The 21,207-nt window shown below is 40.8% G+C and carries 25 protein-coding genes; 15 read left to right on the plus strand and 10 right to left on the minus strand.

Annotation, left to right across the window (positions count from 1 at the left end):
* Window positions 1-42 precede the first annotated feature (42 nt).
* From ACN0VI_RS05865 to ACN0VI_RS05875, 3 genes are read left to right on the plus strand one after another with little or no spacing between them, the layout of a single operon-like run.
* Window positions 43-1,008, plus strand: coding sequence for a PLP-dependent cysteine synthase family protein (locus ACN0VI_RS05865; protein WP_417446092.1), 966 nt, complete (start codon window positions 43-45; stop codon window positions 1,006-1,008).
* Window positions 1,008-1,310 carry a hypothetical protein gene (locus ACN0VI_RS05870; RefSeq protein ID WP_417446093.1) on the plus strand — a complete coding sequence of 101 codons (303 nt, stop codon included), beginning with the start codon at window positions 1,008-1,010 and terminating at the stop codon, window positions 1,308-1,310. The genes ACN0VI_RS05865 and ACN0VI_RS05870 overlap by 1 nt, the downstream gene beginning before the upstream one ends.
* Before the next feature lie 34 nt (window positions 1,311-1,344).
* Window positions 1,345-2,520, plus strand: a complete 1,176-nt coding sequence (locus ACN0VI_RS05875; RefSeq protein WP_417446094.1) for a trans-sulfuration enzyme family protein — start codon at window positions 1,345-1,347, stop codon at window positions 2,518-2,520.
* Window positions 2,521-2,588: 68 nt separating this feature from the next.
* Here ACN0VI_RS05875 and ACN0VI_RS05880 read toward each other — a convergent pair whose 3' ends face one another.
* The 3 genes from ACN0VI_RS05880 to ACN0VI_RS05890 form a co-directional block, all read right to left on the minus strand.
* Complete coding sequence (locus ACN0VI_RS05880; protein WP_331890758.1) at window positions 2,589-3,014, minus strand: helix-turn-helix domain-containing protein; 426 nt, start codon at window positions 3,012-3,014, stop codon at window positions 2,589-2,591.
* 116 nt (window positions 3,015-3,130) lie between these two features.
* Window positions 3,131-4,042: a spermidine synthase gene (locus ACN0VI_RS05885; protein WP_417446095.1), complete on the minus strand. Its 912-nt coding sequence runs from the start codon at window positions 4,040-4,042 to the stop codon at window positions 3,131-3,133.
* A 7-nt stretch (window positions 4,043-4,049) separates the two neighbouring features.
* The gene (locus ACN0VI_RS05890) at window positions 4,050-4,676 is read right to left on the minus strand and encodes a fused MFS/spermidine synthase (RefSeq protein WP_417446096.1); all 627 of its coding nucleotides are present in this window, start codon (window positions 4,674-4,676) and stop codon (window positions 4,050-4,052) included.
* A gap of 212 nt (window positions 4,677-4,888) precedes the next feature.
* On the opposite strand from ACN0VI_RS05890, the gene sodB reads away from it, so the two are divergent.
* Window positions 4,889-5,470, plus strand: a complete 582-nt coding sequence (gene sodB / locus ACN0VI_RS05895; protein ID WP_331890761.1) for a superoxide dismutase [Fe] — start codon at window positions 4,889-4,891, stop codon at window positions 5,468-5,470.
* A gap of 61 nt (window positions 5,471-5,531) precedes the next feature.
* On the opposite strand, the gene ACN0VI_RS05900 is transcribed toward sodB, so the two are convergent.
* On the minus strand, window positions 5,532-5,978 hold the full coding sequence (locus ACN0VI_RS05900) for an ion channel (protein WP_417446097.1): 447 nt from the start codon (window positions 5,976-5,978) through the stop codon (window positions 5,532-5,534).
* A 114-nt stretch (window positions 5,979-6,092) separates the two neighbouring features.
* Between ACN0VI_RS05900 and ACN0VI_RS05905 the strand changes: the two genes are divergently transcribed.
* Genes ACN0VI_RS05905 through ACN0VI_RS05915 form a run of 3 tightly spaced genes read left to right on the plus strand, consistent with a single transcriptional unit; the run spans window position 6,093 to window position 8,686 of the window.
* Window positions 6,093-7,427 carry a DUF2157 domain-containing protein gene (locus ACN0VI_RS05905; protein WP_417446098.1) on the plus strand — a complete coding sequence of 445 codons (1,335 nt, stop codon included), beginning with the start codon at window positions 6,093-6,095 and terminating at the stop codon, window positions 7,425-7,427.
* Complete coding sequence (locus ACN0VI_RS05910; protein WP_417446099.1) at window positions 7,424-7,993, plus strand: GDYXXLXY domain-containing protein; 570 nt, start codon at window positions 7,424-7,426, stop codon at window positions 7,991-7,993. The genes ACN0VI_RS05905 and ACN0VI_RS05910 overlap by 4 nt, the downstream gene beginning before the upstream one ends.
* A 9-nt stretch (window positions 7,994-8,002) precedes the next feature.
* Window positions 8,003-8,686: a hypothetical protein gene (locus ACN0VI_RS05915; protein ID WP_331890766.1), complete on the plus strand. Its 684-nt coding sequence runs from the start codon at window positions 8,003-8,005 to the stop codon at window positions 8,684-8,686.
* Window positions 8,687-8,795: 109 nt separating this feature from the next.
* Here ACN0VI_RS05915 and ACN0VI_RS05920 read toward each other — a convergent pair whose 3' ends face one another.
* Together ACN0VI_RS05920 and ACN0VI_RS05925 are read right to left on the minus strand one after the other, a co-directional pair.
* Window positions 8,796-10,229, minus strand: coding sequence for a serine hydrolase domain-containing protein (locus ACN0VI_RS05920; RefSeq protein ID WP_417446100.1), 1,434 nt, complete (start codon window positions 10,227-10,229; stop codon window positions 8,796-8,798).
* Window positions 10,230-10,305: 76 nt separating this feature from the next.
* Window positions 10,306-10,638 carry a hypothetical protein gene (locus tag ACN0VI_RS05925; RefSeq protein ID WP_331890768.1) on the minus strand — a complete coding sequence of 111 codons (333 nt, stop codon included), beginning with the start codon at window positions 10,636-10,638 and terminating at the stop codon, window positions 10,306-10,308.
* A gap of 121 nt (window positions 10,639-10,759) precedes the next feature.
* Here ACN0VI_RS05925 and ACN0VI_RS05930 point away from each other — a divergent pair, with 121 nt between their 5' ends.
* From ACN0VI_RS05930 to ACN0VI_RS05950, 5 genes are all read left to right on the plus strand, one after another.
* Entirely contained in the window at window positions 10,760-11,308 is a 549-nt protein-coding gene (locus ACN0VI_RS05930; RefSeq protein ID WP_417446101.1) for an RNA polymerase sigma factor, read from the plus strand.
* The gene (locus ACN0VI_RS05935) at window positions 11,305-11,718 is read left to right on the plus strand and encodes a hypothetical protein (protein WP_417446102.1); all 414 of its coding nucleotides are present in this window, start codon (window positions 11,305-11,307) and stop codon (window positions 11,716-11,718) included. Before ACN0VI_RS05930 ends, ACN0VI_RS05935 begins: the two co-directional genes overlap by 4 nt.
* Window positions 11,719-12,155: 437 nt before the next feature.
* A complete protein-coding gene (locus ACN0VI_RS05940) occupies window positions 12,156-12,935 on the plus strand; it encodes a peptidoglycan-binding domain-containing protein (protein WP_417446103.1) in 780 nt (259 codons plus the stop codon).
* A gap of 24 nt (window positions 12,936-12,959) precedes the next feature.
* Window positions 12,960-14,630 (plus strand): hypothetical protein, encoded by a 1,671-nt coding sequence (locus ACN0VI_RS05945; RefSeq protein WP_417446104.1) that lies wholly within the window; start codon window positions 12,960-12,962, stop codon window positions 14,628-14,630.
* Window positions 14,631-14,639: 9 nt separating this feature from the next.
* A complete protein-coding gene (locus ACN0VI_RS05950; protein ID WP_417446105.1) occupies window positions 14,640-16,628 on the plus strand; it encodes a hypothetical protein in 1,989 nt (662 codons plus the stop codon).
* Window positions 16,629-16,683: 55 nt separating this feature from the next.
* Here the strand turns inward: ACN0VI_RS05950 and ACN0VI_RS05955 are convergent, their stop codons facing one another.
* Window positions 16,684-17,325: a nuclease-related domain-containing protein gene (locus ACN0VI_RS05955; RefSeq protein ID WP_417446106.1), complete on the minus strand. Its 642-nt coding sequence runs from the start codon at window positions 17,323-17,325 to the stop codon at window positions 16,684-16,686.
* A 413-nt stretch (window positions 17,326-17,738) separates the two neighbouring features.
* Here ACN0VI_RS05955 and ACN0VI_RS05960 point away from each other — a divergent pair, with 413 nt between their 5' ends.
* Together ACN0VI_RS05960 and ACN0VI_RS05965 are read left to right on the plus strand one after the other, a co-directional pair.
* The gene (locus ACN0VI_RS05960) at window positions 17,739-18,335 is read left to right on the plus strand and encodes a DUF6642 family protein (RefSeq protein ID WP_417446107.1); all 597 of its coding nucleotides are present in this window, start codon (window positions 17,739-17,741) and stop codon (window positions 18,333-18,335) included.
* 39 nt (window positions 18,336-18,374) lie between these two features.
* Window positions 18,375-18,518 (plus strand): hypothetical protein, encoded by a 144-nt coding sequence (locus ACN0VI_RS05965; RefSeq protein ID WP_417446108.1) that lies wholly within the window; start codon window positions 18,375-18,377, stop codon window positions 18,516-18,518.
* Between the two features lie 48 nt (window positions 18,519-18,566).
* Here ACN0VI_RS05965 and ACN0VI_RS05970 read toward each other — a convergent pair whose 3' ends face one another.
* Complete coding sequence (locus ACN0VI_RS05970) at window positions 18,567-19,616, minus strand: hypothetical protein (protein ID WP_417446109.1); 1,050 nt, start codon at window positions 19,614-19,616, stop codon at window positions 18,567-18,569.
* A 288-nt stretch (window positions 19,617-19,904) separates the two neighbouring features.
* Between ACN0VI_RS05970 and ACN0VI_RS05975 the strand changes: the two genes are divergently transcribed.
* Window positions 19,905-20,156, plus strand: a complete 252-nt coding sequence (locus tag ACN0VI_RS05975) for a hypothetical protein (RefSeq protein WP_417446110.1) — start codon at window positions 19,905-19,907, stop codon at window positions 20,154-20,156.
* A 143-nt stretch (window positions 20,157-20,299) separates the two neighbouring features.
* On the opposite strand, the gene ACN0VI_RS05980 is transcribed toward ACN0VI_RS05975, so the two are convergent.
* Both ACN0VI_RS05980 and ACN0VI_RS05985 read right to left on the minus strand, forming a co-directional pair.
* Entirely contained in the window at window positions 20,300-20,620 is a 321-nt protein-coding gene (locus ACN0VI_RS05980; RefSeq protein WP_223671189.1) for a DUF6957 family protein, read from the minus strand.
* A gap of 46 nt (window positions 20,621-20,666) precedes the next feature.
* The gene (locus tag ACN0VI_RS05985) at window positions 20,667-21,206 is read right to left on the minus strand and encodes an exonuclease domain-containing protein (protein WP_417446111.1); all 540 of its coding nucleotides are present in this window, start codon (window positions 21,204-21,206) and stop codon (window positions 20,667-20,669) included.
* Between the last annotated feature and the right edge of the window lies 1 nt (window position 21,207).

The following is a 21,207-nucleotide window of genomic DNA, read 5'->3' on the forward strand; positions in this document are numbered from 1 at the left end:
TTCTACAAATAACCGGTTGTTATAACCAAACGCGAAGGTTTTATGAAGGTATACAGCAATATTCTTGAGATGATTGGCAATACGCCAATGGTGGAATTCCAGAATCTGGATACGGGCAAATGCCGTCTGTTCGGCAAGATGGAATCGCAAAACCCAGGCGCTTCGATTAAGGATCGCATTGCGGTCAGCATGATTGAAGCCGCTGAAAAAGCGGGCCATATCAAACCGGGCGATACGCTGATTGAAGCGACTGCCGGTAATACCGGTTTAGGCTTGGCTTTGGTGGCATCTCAAAAAGGCTACACCTTGAAGATCGTTATGCCGGACAAGATGAGCATGGAAAAAGAATACAACTTGCGTGCTTTTGGCGCGGAAGTGCTTCGCACTCGCTCCGATGTCGGCAAAGGCCATCCAGAATATTACCAGGATGTTGCTAAGCGTTTATCGGAAGAAAACGGCTGGTTCTTCATCAATCAATTTTCTAACGATGCCAATATTCAGGCGCACTACGAAACTACCGCCCCTGAAATCTGGGAACAGCTGGATGGCAAAGTTGATGCAGTGGTTATCGGGGTCGGTTCTGGCGGTACTATTACCGGTATTGGCCGTTACATGAAAGAAAAGAATCCTGATATTGAAATGGTTTTGGCTGATCCGGAAGGCTCGATTCTGGCGGACTATATGAAAACCGGCGAAATCAAACAAGCCGGTAGCTGGGTGGTAGAAGGTATTGGCGAAGACTTTATTCCAGATATCTGCGATATGAGCCTGTTTGATAAAGCTTATACGGTTAGCGATAAAGAAGGCTTGGACGCTGCACGCGATTTGATGCGTAAAGAAGCAGTGATGGGTGGTTCTTCAACCGGTACTTTGTTAGCAGCTGCTTTGCGTTATTGTCAGGATCAAACGGAACCAAAGAATGTCGTCACTCTGGTCTGCGATACCGGTAATCGTTACTTATCGAAAATGTATAACGACGAGTGGATGAAAGAGAAAGGGTTTTTGTAATGACTCAACCCTCGGAACAAAAAGTGCAACAACCAGAAGTATTCAAACTTTCTCCGATTGCATTGTTACTCGATATTATTGGCATGGCGTTAGTGGTTTTCGCCGGCTATGAAATCTATATGAACAATGAGCAGGGTGGTGGTTTGTTGATGAATGCTATCAGTTGGCCCTATTACCCTTGGGTCATAATGGTGGCAGGTGTCTTATTGATGATCCCATTCCACAAACAAATATTTAAAGCCTATCGTATTGTAAAACAATACAAGAAAGAGCAGGCCAAAGCTGACCGTCCTCGATTTTAAAAGTAATCCTTAAGGTTTAAAGGTAAAGAATTCTATGTCTGATAAAAAATTGAAATTTGGTAGTCGCGTGATTCACGCAGGTCAATCTCCAGAGCCTATTACTGGCGCGGTTATGCCTCCTATTTTTACTACCTCGACTTATGCTCAACCAAGTCCTGGTGAGCACACGGGTTATGAGTATTCTCGTAGTCAAAACCCAACGCGTATGGCGTATGAGCGTTGTGTGGCGGATCTGGAAGATGGTAAGCAGGGTTATGCATTTGCTTCGGGCATGGCGGCTACCAGCACCATTCTTGAGTTACTGGATGCCGGCTCTCACGTTATTGCCATGGACGACCTTTATGGTGGTACTTTCCGTCTGTTCGACAAGGTTCGCAAGCGTACGGCCAACCTTGATTTCACTTTTGTTGATTTGTCTGATTTAAGTAATCTGGAAAAGGCACTCAAACCAAACACCAAAATGATCTGGGTTGAGAGTCCGACTAACCCAATGTTGAAAGTCGTGGATATGAAAGCAATCGCTGATTTTGCTAAGAAGCACAACTTGATTGCTGTAGCTGATAACACTTTTGCCACACCTTACAATCAACAACCTCTGAATTATGGTTTTGACATCGTTATGCATTCGGCGACTAAGTATTTAAACGGCCACTCTGATATGGTAGGCGGTATGGCAGTTGTTGGTGACAATGATGAGCTGCGTGAGCAAATGGCATTCCTGCATAACTCAGTGGGAGCCATTCAGGGACCATTCGATAGCTACCTTGCCTTGCGTGGCCTTAAAACCTTAGCACTACGTATGAAGCAACATAATGCCAGTGGTCAGATTATCGCTGAGCATTTAGCCAAGCACCCACAAATTGATGCGGTTTATTTCCCTGGTCTTGCTTCGCATCCGCAGCATGAACTGGCTAAGAAACAGATGAAAGGTTTCGGCGGTATGATCTCGATTCTGGTCAAAGGTGACACCGAAGAGCAGGCAGCTAAGAACTCATGCACCTTTATGGAGAAGTTGAAGCTATTTACTTTGGCTGAAAGCTTAGGTGGTGTGGAAAGCTTGTCTAATCACCCTGCGATTATGACCCACGCTTCAGTACCTTATGAGATTCGTCAGGAGATCGGCATTCTTGAAAACCTGGTGCGTTTGTCAGTGGGTATTGAAGATGTTGAAGACCTTATTGCTGATATTGATCAGGCGTTAAAGTTTTAACCGAGCCATTATCAGGTAATAACAAAAAGGCGCATTAAGCGCCTTTTTTTTGGTTACAGTTTTTAGCGTTACCAGATTTTATCTTTATCGCCTTTGCGTACTGTCCAGGCACCGAGGTAAGCACTCAGGAAGAGAGCTGGTGTCACCGGCATCAGTTCTGGTTTGAAAAAGCTGCTAATCCAAAACAGGAATCCCAATGCGATACAGATACCTTCTATAACAATTAAGTCTTTACGGCGTTTGATGCCAAACATATTGAATCGCATCCACCATGGCTGTGCTTTCCATTCTTCTGTTTTCTTGTCTATCACGATAATCTCCTTTTGTAATGTTTCGATATTAGTTTCGAAAACAGCAGCGAGAGACTTTAATGATTCCAAACTGGCGCGATTGCCACTTTCAATCCGTTGAATTGTACGGATGCTTAAACCACTTAAGGTGGCTAATTGTTCTTGTGACCATTGTTTTTGTTCGCGTAGTTTTTTGATAACCATTAATATCTCCGTTTGCTGTGTTTTCGATTAGAGATTATCCATAGAAGTGTCACTGGCGGTGACGTCAAAAGCCCGCCAGTGGGGTGACAGCATAAAAATTGACCAGAATATGCTAACTATTTAAGCAAATTAGCAGGTGAATATTGGTCAGTTAAGACTCTAGCCTCAGTATCCCAGTTGACCTCATCACTGATCGCATCAAGCAGGGCGAGGGTGTCTACACCATATATTTGCAATACGCCTTTCATCTGATTGGCTTTCTTCAACAGCTCACGTTTTCCTGGTAGCTCTTTGTTGCTAACCACGATAACGCGGTTAGTTTTCTTATCCTTGAAGTTGATTTGATACATTGGCCCAAAAACTTCAGCATATGTGGCTGACTCGTGATGAAACAGGTCGCTGGTACTGAATGTGTTCGCCATGATGATGCCATCGTCTTTAGCGAGCTCTTTAACTTCTTCCAGATATTCCTTTGTCATCATATGTTCTGGAATATAGTCGCTGTTAAAAGCATCCAGCAAAATCAGGTCATAGCGCTTGTCGTCTTTTAGAGCACGTTTGACAAAGACTCGACCATCACGAATATGAGTTTCGAAGTTTGGCTTGGAGTCGTCATAAGAAAAGTATTTCTTAGCCATTTTGGCGACGACTGGGTCAATTTCCACCGAAGTGATATGAGCTTCAGGATAAAGTTCGCCAAAGGTATTCGCTAACACGCCACCGCCCAGGCCAATAATCAAAATTTCTTTAGGGTCTTCAACAAAAAAGGTGACGCCCATGGCTTGTTTGTAATAATCGAAGACAAAAATTTCGGGTGCATCAAGAAATATGCAGGACTGGCTGAGGTCATTTTTATTTTTCTTGCGAAAGCGCATACAGTGCATGCCATACTCTTCAACCATATAGACATTCTGATAAAGTGAGCGCTCTTGCTCAATAATTTTGGCATCGGCTTTTTGAGCAACGGCGAGCAAAAGGATTGAAGCCGTTAGCGAAGCCAGAATTGTTTTTATGATAAATGATTTCATAAACATCCTATTCGGCCTTTTCGTTAGTGGAAACTGTTCTTGCGGACAGAGGCGGTTGTGGGAAGAAAAAAGCAATCACACCAATAGTAAATAGTATCAGTGCTGAGCCGTACAAAATATGATCAATCTTAAACCATAGTACTAGATAAAATGAGGTGGCTAAAGTGCCACCTGCGCTACCTAGGGTTGAGACAAAGTAAAGAAAGCCTGCAGTTTGGCCACTGCTGTGTGTGGTTCTCACCAGTAATCGGACCGAGTAGGGCGCGATCATGCCTAAAATGATGGTTGGGATTAGAAACAGAATGGTCGAAGCGAGTAAAGAACCGTATCGAGGATCTTCAGTAAAGTCGAACACCCACTCCGAAACAGCCACGTGCCCCATGGTTAAGGGGACAACTGTAAGTGCTGCCAACATGAATATGATGCCATATTTACGTGTGTTTGGATTATTTAATGACAGTTTCCCGCCTAATAGGTAGCCAATGGAAAGAGCCAACATAAAGACGGTAATGATACTTCCCCAGACATAGACGCTACCGCCGAAGTAGGGTGATAGAATTTTGCCCCCAAGCAATTCTATCGTCATAATCAAAAAGCCACACGTGAAGGCGCAAGCCAAGATTAATATTTGCATAGTTGTCTTTTATTATTGATGAAATGAACAATGATAATAAGGGAACGGCGGAGAAAGTCAAAGCCGATTAAAGGACAACAGACTCGACAAATTTGGTCTTACGATAGCTTGGTTCTATTGGGTCGTAGAATTGATCGTGTTAGAATGTATGCCCTTTACAGTGACGTAATAACTAATTTTTTATAACCCATTTTTCAACCCAGGAGAGAAACATGGCAATTGAACTTCCTGCATTACCCTATGACCGTGATGCGTTAGCGCCACATATTTCAGAAGAAACGATCAATTATCACTACGGCAAGCACCATCAAGCCTATGTGACTAACTTGAACAAGATGATTGACGGCACTGACTTTGCTGGTAAATCATTGGAAGATATTATCCGTACGTCTGAAGGTGGTGTTTTCAATAATGCTGCTCAGGTATGGAACCATACCTTCTACTGGAACAGCTTGAGCCCAAATGGTGGTGGTGAACCATCAGGTGCACTAGCTGACGCGATTAACTCAGCATTTGGTTCATTCGCTGACTTTAAAGAGAAATTCACAGCTAGCGCTACTGGCAACTTCGGTTCTGGTTGGACTTGGTTAGTGAAGAACTCAAGCGGCGCTTTAGAAATTGTTAACACTAGCAATGCTGGTACGCCAATCACTGACGCAGGCATGACTCCCTTGTTGACCGTTGACGTCTGGGAACATGCTTACTATGTTGATTACCGAAATGCCCGCCCAGAATACTTGAATCATTTCTGGAAATTAGTTAATTGGGATTTTGCAGCGAAAAACTTCGCGTAAGCTCAATATAGCTAGACATAAAAAAGCCGGCAGTTGCCGGTTTTTTTATGCTTAACAGTGTTTAGTTCGAGTGTGGTTTTATCCAATGCTTTTGCATCTCAATGTAAAGCAGAGACGCCGTCCACGCTATAAAAACTAGCCCTATAACCGCTTCAATACCTGACATAAATCGAATCGGCCCCTCTGGAACGATATCACCAAAACCTAAACTGCTGTATGAAGCAAAGGAAAAGTAGATACAGCTAAAAAAATCATTGATGATTTGCCCATCCACATTAACCAACCGGTCGGGACTTTCGTGGTAATTCCCGAGCAGATAGTAAGCTATCCCAAATATCCATATTTCTATGAAATGTGCCATCAAGGCCAGCAGCACACCCAGCATTACCTTGTAGCGTCCGGCTATTTTAATGCGCTCGAGAAATATTGAAATGCTATATAGGGCCTGGTAGTGGACTCCTACAGTTAGCATGATCAATAAAACCGTTACAACAAGGATAAATATCATGGTTAAAGCCTTTGTTTGTCAGCAACTTACATTACTTTAGCAGAAAAAATAGCCAATAGGCATCCGTTAATCTCAATGCTATAGTGTTGGGTAAACGATAAACGGAAGGACCTCATGGAACCTAAACAGTGTACTAAAAACCAAAAAAACTGGCTTGAGCGCGAATCTGAGGATTGGGTAGAGCAGGGAATTCTTGCGGAAGAACAACAAGCCCAAATATTGAGTCGATATTCCACCAGCCATGTCGACAGTTTTTATTCAAGCTGGAGCAGCTTATTGCTCATCTCGTTGGGCGCCATTTTGATTGGTGGCGGTATTATTTTATTAGTTGCGCACAATTGGGAAAGCTTTGGTAAGGGGACGCGAACTGTTCTATCTATCCTACCATTGCTACTCGCGCAGGCTCTTGCCTGGTATTCTGTACGTTATAAGCCGCAACTAGCGGGGTTAAGAGAAGCTTCAGGTGTTCTGTTATTCTTTGCCGTTGCAGCGAGTATTGCCCTGATCAGTCAGACCTACCACATCTACGGTGATCTTGAACGCTTCTTAGTAACCTGGCTGGTGATGGGGATTCCCATTCTTTATTTAATCGGCTCGGCAGGAGTCCTAATCCTTGTCTGCGCCTTAATATTATGGCTGTGTGGCTTAGAGCGTGAACCTTACTGGCTTTATTATCTGTTGCTTGCCCCTTATTTATATAGCCTTTATAAGCATCAGAGGTATGTCCTATTCCAATGGGCGTTGTGGTTTGTGGTTATTGGTAGTACCTTCTCGATAGTTTATAGCGTTGGCTGGAAATCGCCTATAGACGACTGGATGATATACATCCTACTTGCTCTTTCGGTTTTATATTACTCATTAGGGAAGTGGTTCTTTGGCTTTAAAGAGCAAGGCTTTTGGGCCAATCCTTTGTCATCGGCGGGTGCTTTGGGTATTGCCAGCATCAGTCTAATGCTGACATGGGAAGGCTTTTATCGATACAGCAAGTTCGATACGGACTCAAAGTTTGTATTTAATGATTATTTAATTTTGCTGGTGTTTGCAATATCGGTATTGGCAACAATTGGTTTTGTAGTCGTCAAGTTTAAGCGTCTCGGGATCAATCAGTGGGCCTTAACGACGAGCATGTTGCTAGCAATATTAGGAGTCATCGGCATTCAAATAAAATTGCCAGAACTGGTCTATATCACTCTTGCTAATCTGTATGTCTTGATTGCCTCTGTAGTCATCATGTCGCAAGGTATCAATCAACACAGACTAATGTTGCTTAATGCAGGCCTGCTCTGGTTCTCCTTCCTAGTGTTATTCCGTTTCTTTGATAGTGATATCCCTTTTGTACTCAAAGGGATTGTATTTATCTTTATTGGTAGCGCCTTCCTTGGAGTTAATATTTGGTACAACAAAAAGCTCAAAGGGCATGTATCAGCACAACAGGAGGATGTAGCATGAAACCAACATTGATTCTATTAATTGTACTGTTTGCCATTCAACTTGCTATTCCGGGTTATATGATTTTTGAGCAAAATCAAATTTTGACAGAAGGAGCGGCTTATAAATTTAAAACGCGCCCAATCGACCCCTACGATCCATTTCGCGGGCGCTATGTGACTCTAAGTTATGCTGCTGACCAGGAAGTGATCCCTGTTATGGAAGGATCAAATATTGAAAGTGAAGACTGGGTATACGCATTAGTCGGAGTGGATGATGATGGTTACGCCGTACTGGAAGTTTTAACCGATGTTAAACCGGAAGAGGGGCAGGACTATCTGTACCTTGAAACCTTTTATCGAGGTTATGACGGGGGCTTTTTGGTCAGTTTACCGTTCGATCGCTATTTTGCCTCTGAGGAAAATGCACCAAAGATTGAATCAGCGGTGTGGAGACGACAAAGGGAACAGGTTGAGGATGTTTATGCCAAAATTCGGATACTCAATGGCAAGGGGACGATAGAAGACTTATACGTGAATGATATTCTGATAAGAGAATACATCGAGAAACAGGCAGAGAGTCAATAACCGAAATCTATGAAAGAGTCACAGATTCACAGAAGGATCACCATAGTCCTGCAACTTATTTTGTTGCTTGAGGTGATTGTCGCATTATGGAATCAGCAATGGTTTACAGCAACTATCACCACGGGGATTATACTAGTCACTTTAGCACCCTTTGTGCTGGCAAAGTTTTTTCATGTATACATCCCTCCCATTTTTGCTTTGATGGCCATTGCATTTATTTTTGCAGCATTATTTTTAGGTGAGATTAGAGATTACTACACACGCTTCTGGTGGTGGGATATGGCATTACATACCACATCAGGATTCTTGTTAGGCATCATTGGTTTCCTAATGGTTCATATACTCAATGAAACTGAAGAAATCGGTTTACATATGAAACCTGGTTTTGTCGCCTTCTTTGCTTTTCTTTTTGCAGTGGGGTTCGGTGTCATTTGGGAAATATTTGAATTTACTATGGACAGTCTTTTTGGCATGAATATGCAGAAAGCTATGCTGGGCGATCCATCGGGCTTGACCGATACTATGTGGGACTTGATTGTTGATGCCGTTGGTGCATTAATCATTACTATCATTGGCTATTTTTATATTAAGAAAGGGAAGAAGGCATCCTTTTTAGAACGCTGGGTTACAGTGTTTGTCAGGAGTAATCCTCGAATGTTCAAACGACGTAAAAACCGCAAAAACAGGTTCTAGCTGAGCGGCTTTATGCTATTTCATTTTTTAATTTGTCTTGTAAAAATCAAGAAGTAGCACCATTGATTGGCGCTACTTTGTTTATCTTGAGCAATATAGCTCACACTAACTATTTTGCTTCGGTTGCTTGCTTTAATAGAGTAACCCAACCATCAACCGTGACGATTCCTCTTAGATCATGCTCAAGTAAAATTGCGTCATCATCAGATTGACTCAAAGCTTCCATGACATGGATGAAGGCTTTTCCGTCCTTGTGTTTATTAACCATCTCCAGTACATACTCATCAATATAATTTTCGGCTTTCTTTTGTTGCCTTGCTAGTTCCTTGTTATTTGATTGTACAGCCGGCTGTGAAAAAACTGCTTCATTCGCCGCATACAAAGCTTTCGATACGAATGAGGGTGACTGAGCAATAAACTGTATCATTCTTGGCTGGACTTCCTTAGGAACCGAAGTTAAATAGACCCAGGCATCTTTGTCAGTTTGTGCTAAATAGTCTTCCTGGGCTGACAGAGTTGCTTGTATCAAGGGGCGATAGAGCAGTTCTCCATTTGAGCTGTTGGTTAAAATGACCAGGCCTTCTCCGGTTTCTGTCGATACGGTGGTAAAAGCTCGTACGCCAGGTTCGCGCCCGTCATGCATCAGAAAAGTCTGCCTATTAAATTCAATCAATCGCCAGCCCAAACCATAATACTCGACAGGGTTGTCATGCTGGGATTGCAAGGTTTGAACTTCCGATAAAAGCTCATCAGATAGTCCAGCACCTTGCGCAACCCAGGCAATGAATTTTGAATAGTCTTTAATGGTTGTCAGGGTGCAGCAGGCTGCAGAATGACTGTCTTTATAAAAAGATTTGCGCTCTATTGCTTGAGCTGCTTCATCGTAGCGGTTGGCAATATTAGCATCCATATCCGGCTGCCAGCCAAAGTAAGTATTATCCATTGCTAGCGGTTTAGTGATGTAGTCAGTCATGTGTTGAGGCATTGCCGTTTCAGTTTTTATTTCAATCGCTTTGCGTAAATAATCAAAGCCTTCTCCTGAATACTCATGACGTTGACCTGGACTGAACATGAAAGACAGTGGGTTACTGCCGCGCCAGTTAGTAAAGCCGGCTTGATGGCTGAGCGCCAATCTTGCAGTTAATTGAGTGTGTCTTGGATCGTCTTTAACGTCCGGATCAATCCAGTATGGTGAAAGCGATTCGTCAAGCGATAGTTTGCCTTCATTTACTAACTGCAAAGTCAGCATGCTAAATACCGGCTTGGTTAATGAGGCGACATTAAATAAGGTGCTCTCTGTGACAAGGGATGATTCATTAGCCACACCATAAACGGTTACCCATTGAGTTTTGCCGTCTTTGATATAAGCAACCGCAACGCCAGGGATTTGGGCTTGTTCAGCATAGTGCCTAATGAGCTTTTCAACCTGGGGCGGGGCCGAAAAATGGTCGTCTACTTTATGTTTGTCAGAGATATTACTGCTTGCCGTGCAGGCTGTTGTGCAAATCATGCAGGCGAGCGCGAGCGTATGTTTTATAAACATAGTAAATTCCTTTATGTGGTGGAAGTTAAAGTTTTTTGGAGGTTTTTAAACTAAGTTAAAAATGCTGTGGTTATAGTTACCGCTTGACCCTCAAAAACTGATGGCAAAATAGTAGGGCTAGACCCGCAGCAATAAAGATAATGCCGTAAGCTAGAGGATCATCTGCGCTAAGCTCGAAGATACCGATAACGACCATAGCCATGCCAGCCATTAGGATGGAGAAGCCCCAGCAAAATAATGAGCGCCTGGTTTGTTCTGCCTGGCTGTCGAGCAGTGAATCAACAACCTCTTTTTCGGTTTGTGTTTCTGCAAGGCGTTTTCGTAAACTGGTATCATTAATAATTCGCACAATAATGACGATACATATTGCTAGTATGACTGGGATAAGTATGGCAATAATGTCGAACATAAACGCCTCTCAAAAAGGATTTCGGTGAATTTCTATAACAATAGATACCACATACTCAGATTCGGTTGCACTTTTTTCAATAAGTTGCAACCGATAGACGATTAGTTGCATCTATTTAGGTATGAATGACTTAACTCTTGTCAAAAGAGTTTTGAATAATGAACCCGGAAGCTTTGAAGTTTTGGTTAAGAACTATCAAAAGCTGGTCTGGCACATTATCTCAAGACTGGTGCAAAATTCTGAAGATACCCTTGAGTTAAGTCAGGAGGTGTTCTTGCAGGTGTATAACAAGTTAGGTCAGTACAAAGGCGAGAGTCAATTATCCACCTGGATTGGTCGGATAGCTTATCATTTTGCGGTACGCTTTTTACAAAAGAAGGGTAGGCAGCTTGAAGAATTTTATGTTGAAGCAGAGGCAGCTGAAGACGAGACTGGTCATTCACAGTTTGAAGACCTTCAGAAGCAACAACTACAAAAGCAGATGCAAACTGCCATGAGACAGCTTCCAGTTCTCCAGCAAACCATAGTGAGTCTATATCACCTTGAAGAGCTGACCTTATCCGAAATTTCTGAAATAACCGATTTACCCCAAGGCACCATTAAAAGTCATCTGTTTCGCGCCAGGAAGCGCTTGAAACAAATACTGCATGCCAAGAGAGAGTACTTATGAGTAACGATATCGATAAAAAATTGTGGCGTATCCAGGAACAGGCTATGGATAAAGCTGTAGCCAGTGAATATTCTGATCTTGAAGAGCTCAGGGAGTACCAGAGCCTTTATGAGCTACTGGAGCAGCAACCGGAAGAACAACCATCGCCATTGCTGGTAGAGCGCATCACAAAACACATTAGCCAACGCCATTGTAAGCAGCAGACCAGCAAGTTGCTAACTTATTTACTCTGCTCATTAATTGCTGCTGCTATGATAGTGGGTCTTATTATGTTGTTGCCGCAGTCTGCGCTGTTAAATAAGTTAAGCCAATCGATTCCATTACCGCTTATATTAAGTGCCTTGTTTGCATCAGGCTTAAGTGGTTTTATTTTAAGAAGATTGATAGAGAGAAATATTTCGCCTCAATAAGCTCCTACGAGATAGTGATCGCAGTCGCAACTTATACTCTCCTCTATGCGTGAGATATGTCTCAATTGGTCGTCCGTAATTGGCTATTCACTGTTCTCATATTTGCATTTCAAAAAAGTATATTTATACGCTATTGATGAAGGAACATGCTTATTATATTGAATATAAACATATTCAGAAGAATAATGGCTAGTAGTTATAACTGTATGTTATATATGAGTATTTACCTACTTTATTAAGTAAAGCTTAGCTCCTTCAACAGCAAGCTGGCTATTTACTATCCGCAATAAATTCTAAGAAAGTCTCTCAGGTTTTTGTATAACTTTCAGCACTTACCTCTAATGACACTCCATTAAGGTCTTCTTGTTTATCCATTATAAAAATTTAGTATGAACAACGTAAATGGAACTGCAACTGCAACACAACAAGGAGTCTATATGCATATCAAGTCTGAATATTCAGATCTTAGAAGTTACATCAAAGAAGAGATCGAAATGGAGAGGGTTACCAAGAGAGGTAGCCGAGGTAATGCAGCGAAGCGAGTCCAGGAATGGCTCTGTTATCATAACTTTGGAGTAGTAGTTGACGGTGCCTATGGCTATGTTACTGAAGATGCTGTCATGAACTTCCAATATGCTAATGATATACCTCCTACGGGAGTTGTTGATGAGCACACCTTTAGAACGTTCGTTGCACCAATGGAAGCTGTTCTCGAAAATCAGATCAATCAATCAATGCCTTTTAATCAAGCTGTAGCAGAATTTGCTGTAGCTCATCTAAAAATGCACCCAAGAGAGTTCGGTGGCGATAATAAAGGACCTTGGGTAAGGCTTTATATGAAGGGAGCGGATGGTCCTTATCAATATTGGTGCGCTGGATTTATTAGTTTTTGTATGAAGCAAGCTGCTGAAGCTTTAAATATTGAATTGCCTATACAAACGTCTGGTAGTTGTGACACTCTCGCTGCGCAAGCACAAAGAGAAGGAATATTTGTCTCTGAAAGAGACATTGATCATGAAAATTTACCTGAAGGATCAATCTTTTTGGTACGTAATACTTCTACCGACTGGACTCATACCGGAATTGTTACAACTGCAGGTGAGCGAGTATTTAGGACCATCGAAGGTAATACTAACGACGATGGTGGTAGTAATGGATATGAAGTTTGCGCTCGTAGCAGAGGTTACGGCGATAAAGATTTCATAATATTTAAATAAAATAAACTGTAAAGGAGTTACAACATGCCTAAATTAGCTAAAGACGAAATAAAGAATCTTACCGCTGCAGATATGCGCGACCACATGTATGGTGAAATTCAATCTATGATTGAGGGTAATGCACCAGATAATGCAGCTTTTCACTACTTCATGCCACCGATTCCTTTTGGACCTGAGCTGGCTGCCTTTATGGATATTGGGCCTAAAGCGCAGGAATGGAAGGATAAAGGGTTTACCAATAATGACCTGATGCGTTCTGCAATAAATTTTGCTTCTATTGTTGATTATGTCCCTGAAATTAGTAAAGACCAAAAAGGTGAGATTATTGATATTAATACCCTTATTGCGAGTGGTCAGAAAATATCAAATGCCTACGAATCAGTGCTAAGTAACTGCCGCGTAGTCAATAATTCTCGTTCAGAAGAGGATAAAGAAAAGCTTAGTAAACTTCGTGCTCTATTATACAAAGAGCCTGCCGAAGAAGATAAAGTTGATGCTCCAGTAGCTGAAACCGATGATATCGATTCTCTTCTAAATGACTCATCGTCCTCTGATGATTTGTCTGATGATGAGTTGCTATCTTCTTTAGATGATGAAGACTTTAACCTTGATGATGTTCTATCTGATGGTGCATCTCAAGGAGATTTTGTTACCGACCCTAACACTATCTCCGAAGAGACAACAGCAATGAAGCTTTATGATGCTCTATCAATTAATTATGATACGGTGGTTATGAGCGCTTTGGATGAGCTGAAAAAGATCAGTCCTAATGATCCTAATGCCGGACTGCGTAAAAAGATCTTGATGCGTAAGATCAGAGCGGCAAAACAACGCTGGGAAGCGCAAGGGCGTAAAACTTTAGTGGAAAGCATACTTGCTCGTATCGAGCAACTTTCGCAAGGAGGTATGCCTGAGTATTTATCTGAGTTACGTGAGCGTTTTGAAGGTAACCAAATTTTAGCATCGCTTTTTGCTGATGAAGAATTAGGTTCATCTCTTTTGTCGGAGTCTGCTTACTACACGGCACTACGCCCGAATGGTATTCTTAACTCCAAAGGGATGATGGAAGTTACTATTAGCTCCGATAGTATGAGCAATGAGCGTAAGTTTAAGAATTCTAAGACATCCGGGGGAGTAGATTTACCTTTCAGCTTCGGGACAATCGACGCCAGTGCCTCTCATGAAAAGACGAAACGTAATGCAGAGTTCTTTTCAGAGTACTTTGAAATCAGCTTTGAGATAGTTCAAGGTCTTATTGACCGCCCATGGTTTGCGAAAGACTTTATCGAGTCACGAGCATACACAACAGTTGATCCAAGAACGAATCAACCTATTGATCCAGTGGCTCAAATAACCAAACTATCGGATGGTAAAACCCCACCAGAAGAAGGGCTTTTGAAAGCTATTCCGATGACGGTTTACTTCATTAAAAACCTTGTTGTTCGCTCAAAAGCACTCGCCAGACTATCAGAGAGAGAGCGAGAGGAAATTTCTGGTAAAGCCGGTGTTTCTATTTTTGGTTTTGGCGCAAGTGCGGAGCATGAAAATACTACTATTAATACCAGCTATTCACGAGCAGGAAGTTTCGGAGAGATTCGTGCTGATGGTATCTACCTGGTAGGGATGTCTAGTATTTACCTTAAAAACTCGCCAAACCCTGATTTCGACTCTTTCCCTGAAGAGCAGTGGATATAGGAGCTAAGTATGAGTGATTATATTGAGCTCTCTGGAGCAGGGAGTAAAGTGATAAGAGCCGCCTTTGCGGCGGCTCTTTCCGAGCGAGAAGGGCTTGATATCGCAAGCCACTCAATCGATGAGGTCAAGTTAACATTCCAAAATCAATTTTTAACTTTCATGGATTACAGTCCAATGGGCTATCCGATGGGCGATGAGCTTATCCCTTTAGCTGAGCTGTACTCTAACGGCAATGGAGCAGCACCTTCATCAGATAATGATGACAATGAACCTGATACGACTAATCTTGATATCCAGCTGGATGATACTAAAGCTCACCTGCACGACAAACTACTTAACATCAGTCCAAGATTTAGTCCGACGGTTTCTCTGACGGATGAATATCCTATATTAAATAGGGTTTATGAGAAGGTATTACGTCATTCTGAATTTGCTGGTAAAGTCGGCTCTGATTCAGAGGAGTTGCTGGAGGCCAAGAAGTTTCTATTCCCAGACAATGAGTCGGGCATCCCTGTAGCAAGTGATGCTTATACCTTGTATGAAGAATATGCAAATAAATACTTGGATATGCAGCTAGAAATTTCGCAAGCCCGATCTTCAGGTGACAATACCGTAGTGGAGTTATTGCAGCAAAAGCTGGAGCGTATTCAGGCTGAATGGATTGCAATCGGTAAAAAGAACCAGGTAGAAGCAGCGCTAAAGGTTTTGAATACATCAGATGCCGATGCCGGTTTCGAAGACGAGAGAAATAAGTATCTACACTTACTCCAGTCAAGACTTAGAACAAGGCTAAGTTCAACTGAAGACTATGCCGCAGTTACTTTATCACCTCTTAAACCTCTATTAGAGCCAGAGGAAAAGGGATATTGGCAAAGGTTGGTGTTAACCAAAGAAGATATAGAGGAGTACATTACCCCTGAGATCTGTTTTCTTTTTAAGGTTGATAATGAAGAGCTTGATTATGTATTGAAGAACTTCAGATCAGCATCGATCGAATATGTTCGTGTGCTTGTTACCCGTGAGTGGCTTAGTAAAGACTTCCTGCAGGCAAGATACTGGAGAAGCTTAAACTCTACTTTTTCAAACGGAAAAGGGGATGGGGAAGCTCCAACAGCGATATCCAGTGTTTACTTCATAAAGAATGCACTGTTGAAGATGCATGATGGTGTTGATATTAAAGAAGTTGGACAGGTAGAGTCAAGCGATGAAAAGCAGAGCACAATCATTGCTTATGAAGCTGCCAGAACACCATTAATTCATGCTTTAGTTAAAAAAGAGGCACAGGAAAATGCTAGCAAAATAACCAGTAAGCTCCTGAATGTAAAAACTATTAATAGAATCAAAACCGTTAACCGGCTTCAGACAACTGAAACAAAAAAACTTAAATCAGCAAAGAGAATTAAAGTCTCTCAAGGTTTATTACACAAGAAGTTTAAAGCCCCTGAGAAAAAAAGATCGACTAAACTTATCAAGGCAAAAGTAAGGTTAAATCCAAGATTATCTGTAGTCAGTCGACTTAAAGGCATCAAGTTACATCCTGGGCTTGTCATAAATAAGGATAAGAAAACCAGCAATGAAAAGAAAATTCGTGTCACAGGTAGAATCAAGCACAATAATTACACTTCCAAAGATGACTTATTAATTAGTTATACTTTGTTAGATCACAATGGTGCTGAGTTGGAAACCCAGGGTATAAACATTTCTTCGAGAGCTGATGAACTAGTCTTTAGTACTGAAATAAAGAATATGGTACGGAAGTCAGGTTCTAAAATTCAGGAGGCGAAATCGGTTATTATCTTAATTTCAGATGTTGAGGGTAACCAGCTGCTAACAAAGTCACTAGCATTTGGCAGTAAGGATAAGACTGTTAGTCTTGCTTTAGAAGCTAAGGCAGGATCGGTTGATATGGAACTTTCGAGCCATGTTACCCCAACTTTGTTTGCTTACAGTATTGAGGTATTGCCCAAAGCACCCAACCCTGATCCCTATTTATTTTAAAGCGTCTAGTAATACTGGAGGTTAGCATGAACCTTCAGTATTTTTTACGGCATGATTATAAGTTGCTCAAATTATTTCTATGAATGCGGTTAGTTCTTGCTCCAGCAGGCAGTTTGTTATCTTCAATTTTGCATCTCACTTCAAAGAGTTGACTATCCTTTAATAGTACATCATCAAACCTGCTTATATAGTTATTTAATTGATAATCTCTAATGATATTGGCAGGCAAGCTGGTTTTGAAAGCCGAGTTATCTGCAAAGACAATCACTGAATGAAAATATTGAATGGGTAGTTGCAGAAGGTCTCGAAGTACTTTGATATGTTTGTAGTTTTGGAATAAAGGGTTTTGAAACTTGTTCTTGTTTTTATAAATTACCTGTGTCCAAAAGCGGTCCTTTTCTGAGCCAAATATCCAACCTGAATAGTTTTTGGTCTCAATAACAAAAATACCTTGCCTGGAAATAATGATGTGGTCAATTTGGGTGGTTCCATCGTGGGTCGACAAAGTAACATCGTGGAAAATAGTATAACGGCTAGGGTCTAATCTAGATGAAGCCGACTTTACACGCCTTTCTCCAGCCTTGCCTTTGATGTAGGGCGATTGCAGGAAACCCAGTATAAATAATACAGGAATCAGCCACCAGAGCTGAACTAAGATCTGAAGAAAGTTGTTAAAGAAAACGCTCGGTAAGTCCATTTAATTTTATATCCTATTTTAGCCAATAAAAAAGCCTGACAATTGCTTGCCAGGCTCTTGGAAGAGGAGTTAGACGTCTCTTAGCTCCTCTGTTCCCCCAACTGTTAAATGCGTAAGCCGACACATAAGATGAGATTGCCATTATTTGAATTCAATATGTTATGAGCATCTGCGACAAATAAAGTGAGATTAAGCGACATATAACAAGAGATTTTAAATAGGCAAATATCTTGTTAACCAATTGAATTTTAATAACAATTCAAGATATCAATTTGCTTTATAAAAGTCCACAAAGTATTCCGGTTGGTGATAAGATATTGTGCAATCCAATAGATTTGACTCAGTGTAAATCGTGATGGTTAACAACACTATTATTAATGAAATGGAAATATTGACAACAATAGGTACGAATAATGAGCAAAAAAGATTCATGGAAGCATGTGTTTTGTATTGAAGGGCTTTGGGATTCAGATCTAAGGTCAACCATTACGATTAAACCTGGTTTAGACTTGCTTCAAACAAACGGTCTTAAATACATATATAAGGATGCTGCAACTAAAGAAGAGCTAAAGTTTTATCTTAAGAAGTTTAAGCAAAAGAGGTATAGCAATTATCCTATACTTTATTTGGGGTTTCATGGAAAGGAGCAGTTAATTGAGCTATCAAATGGCGACTTTAGTATTGATGAACTAGGGCAAATACTACAAGGTGCTTGCAAAAACAAGGTGATCATACTTGCATCCTGCAGCACATTAAACACTACGGATAAAGGGATTGAAGCTTTTAGAGAAATAACTCAAGCTTTAGCGGTTATTGGCTATAAATCAGATGTAGACTGGTTTGAGGCCACAGCATTTGAGATTATGCTAATTGATGTCTTATATCATAATGCTTTTGATGGCCGCGGACTAAAGGGCATTGTTAAGAAGTTTAAAGAATTAAACAAAAGGTTTCCTAAGATAGGAGCTACAATACATCCTAACCCAAAAGCCACGCCTTCTAAAAATTAAGTCCAAAGTAGTCAATTAATACTACATAAGGATTACGCATTGAACTGGAATTTTCTAACACAGGCTTTGATTGCACTTCTAGTTGAGGCTGGTGTGTTCTATATCGCTGCTCCGCATAGCTGGGGAATCGGTGTTTTCCTATCAGAACCTTTCTATGGCGCCATATCTCTTGGCATTAATTAAACTATTAACAAGGAGGCAAAACGTTTTAAGCATTAAAGTTGGAGGGGTTTATATAATCAAATCCTGTACGAGCTCTTTAAAAGCTTTAATACTATTAAAGTTATAATGATTGACCACATAAGAAACCTTATCAAACATATCATATTGCTCTTCTGGCTGGATATCTAAACTCTCCAGGAAGCTGATTAGCTGCTTAAAAAAGAAATGAGATTCACAAACTTCTGATAGTAGTCCAATTGGTGACACTAGCTCATTTCCTAGTACTAAGCCGGCAATATTGAGTTGAGCTGTATTTCTCTGTGCATTAATGTCGTACTTGTTAGCAATTATTCTTAACATTCTAGTATGTTTTGTATCTAAAGTGACTTTAATATGCTTATATTTAACTATAGGATCTTTTTTCAGCACTCTTTTCAAGTAATCTAGACTCACAGTGTTATTTACTAAAAGTAGCTTTTCAGCAATATTTCCTTGTTCAAACAAGCTCAAAACTGACAGCTCAGACACTGTCAGTTCACCAAAGAAATTACGCGCAAGCTCAAAATTGTTTCCTCGAAGCTTCGCCTTTAATTTTAAAAATAATGTTTTTATGCGTAGGAGATGGACTGATGACCAAAGACTAATATAAGCAATGATTTCTTGTGTATTATCAAAAAACAAATGCTCTTCTTTTGGTGCTTTGTTTGATAGGTTAAGATTACATGTAAACTTAGTGTCTAACTCTTTTATTTTTTCTATTATTTGATACCTTTCTTTATGTATATAGCTTATCGCTATGTTAATACATACTACTGTTGATATTATTTCTTTATCAGTTAAACCTACTTTCTTGAAAGCTTTATAAGCATTTGTATTTTCTATTCTGTCAACTAGCTCTTTCTGGTAGGTAATAAAAATATAATTGGTTATATATAATATTAAGTTCAAGGATACTGCTGAAACTTCTGGCATCAGGTCTGCAACTTGGCTTTGGGGGGCTATGTCGTGTAGGCCTTCATAGTCAATAGTTAACTCTTGTAAATTGGGGATGTTGGAGTGTATATCTCTCAATAATCTTTCTTGGAGGGTAACACCATTACTATCAGCTTCATTCAACATGCAATATATTAATCGACGCTCAACAGCTCGCCCACAAAAAACTTTCAACTCCTCCTTGACATTAAATGTAGAGCTTATTGATTTATAAGAAAAGTTTAGCCAGTCATACAGCTGCTTTATAACTTTAACCTGTATACGGTAATCATTTCTTATTACTCGTTTCTTAAGCCTGACAGACAGATTTATAACTCCTTGATATACATAGTTTTCTAGTGGCTCTAAAATTGTTTAATAAGATTTTAACCTAGTATAATTCAAATTCGAAACTATTAATTAGGAGATTCTATTATGAACAAATTCAATAAAAAGCTGGCCGGTTTAGTTGGTTCCGTAGTAGGTAGCTGTAGTTCACTTGTTTTGGTATCAAAAGCGGGAATTGTAAGTGGTCTAGGAGCAACAGGAATTACATCAGGGCTTGGGAGTGTTGGGGGAGCTATTGGTGGTGGTATGGCCACTGGGTTGGGTGTAGTGGCTACTGCACCCATACTGATAGGTTGTTTATCTTATGTTGGTTACAAATACTTTGTTGATGATAAGTAATTTACATCAGATTTAAGGCCTTGGTGATTCGGTGGTTGTTATTCATTTAGGGCATCTCCTAGATGCCCTAAGTGTCATTCAATGGATGTTTTCAGGGGTGATAACCTATAGATACTTATTGATTAGAGTACACATCTAATGGATTAAAGAGTCTCGGCACCATTTTCAACGGCCCATTTTGCCTGTTGAAAGGTCAGTCCTTGATACATGAAATCATAAATCTTGAAGTTATCCGTTTCATGGAACTCACCTTCACCTACTAGACCATATAACGTATTTTTGGTCTGGACTATATTCTTATCAAAATTCTCATAAATGATCGGGGTACTGCACACCCAGTATCCCGGTTCAAAGGGGCGCCTGCAGTCATCAATAATAATTCCTCGAACGACTTTGTGTTTGGCATCGTCATGGATAAAGGTCACTACTTGCCAGTGCTTAATACTACAATCTACATTATTCATCTTTGTGCCTCTCTGTGTGGTTTGAATTTACTGCTGTGAAAGAAAATTAATTACCTAGCAAGTTGCCGTCTTTGGCTACCAGCATGGCATTGGTTGCATCATCGGCAGCACTATGGTGCTTGCCGACCATTTCAAGTTCGATGATTTCGCAGGCTTTGAATAAGCCGACGGGTGGAATTTTTACCGGTCGTGATTTTCGGAAGGCTTTTTTGAGGTCAACAAAGGGGATGTTGAAAAAGTCAGTGGCAATGCCGTAGCGTTCAAGTTGGCTTTTGAGATAGGTTTCATCCGAAACGCCCCAGGCCGCTGTTTTAGTGATGGGATATTGCTGCCGCCACTCTTCAAATTGTTCCCAAACTACCGGCAAACTATCGGCTTGTTCAATGTGTTGCTGGATACCGTCTAAGAAGTCATTACACTCGGGTGTTAGCGAGTAAAACTTCAAAGCAACATAAGATTGGAACGAATCAATGAGGTTATAGTCTTCATCCATAATCACTGCGCCAATTTCCAGCAGTTCTCGGAAATCCTTAGGGCTGTCTACATCGTTGCTAAAGCTGCTTTCCAAGTCATAAATTAAGTACATT

The organism is Kangiella sp. (assembly GCF_048265365.1).
Taxonomy (GTDB): domain Bacteria; phylum Pseudomonadota; class Gammaproteobacteria; order Enterobacterales; family Kangiellaceae; genus Kangiella.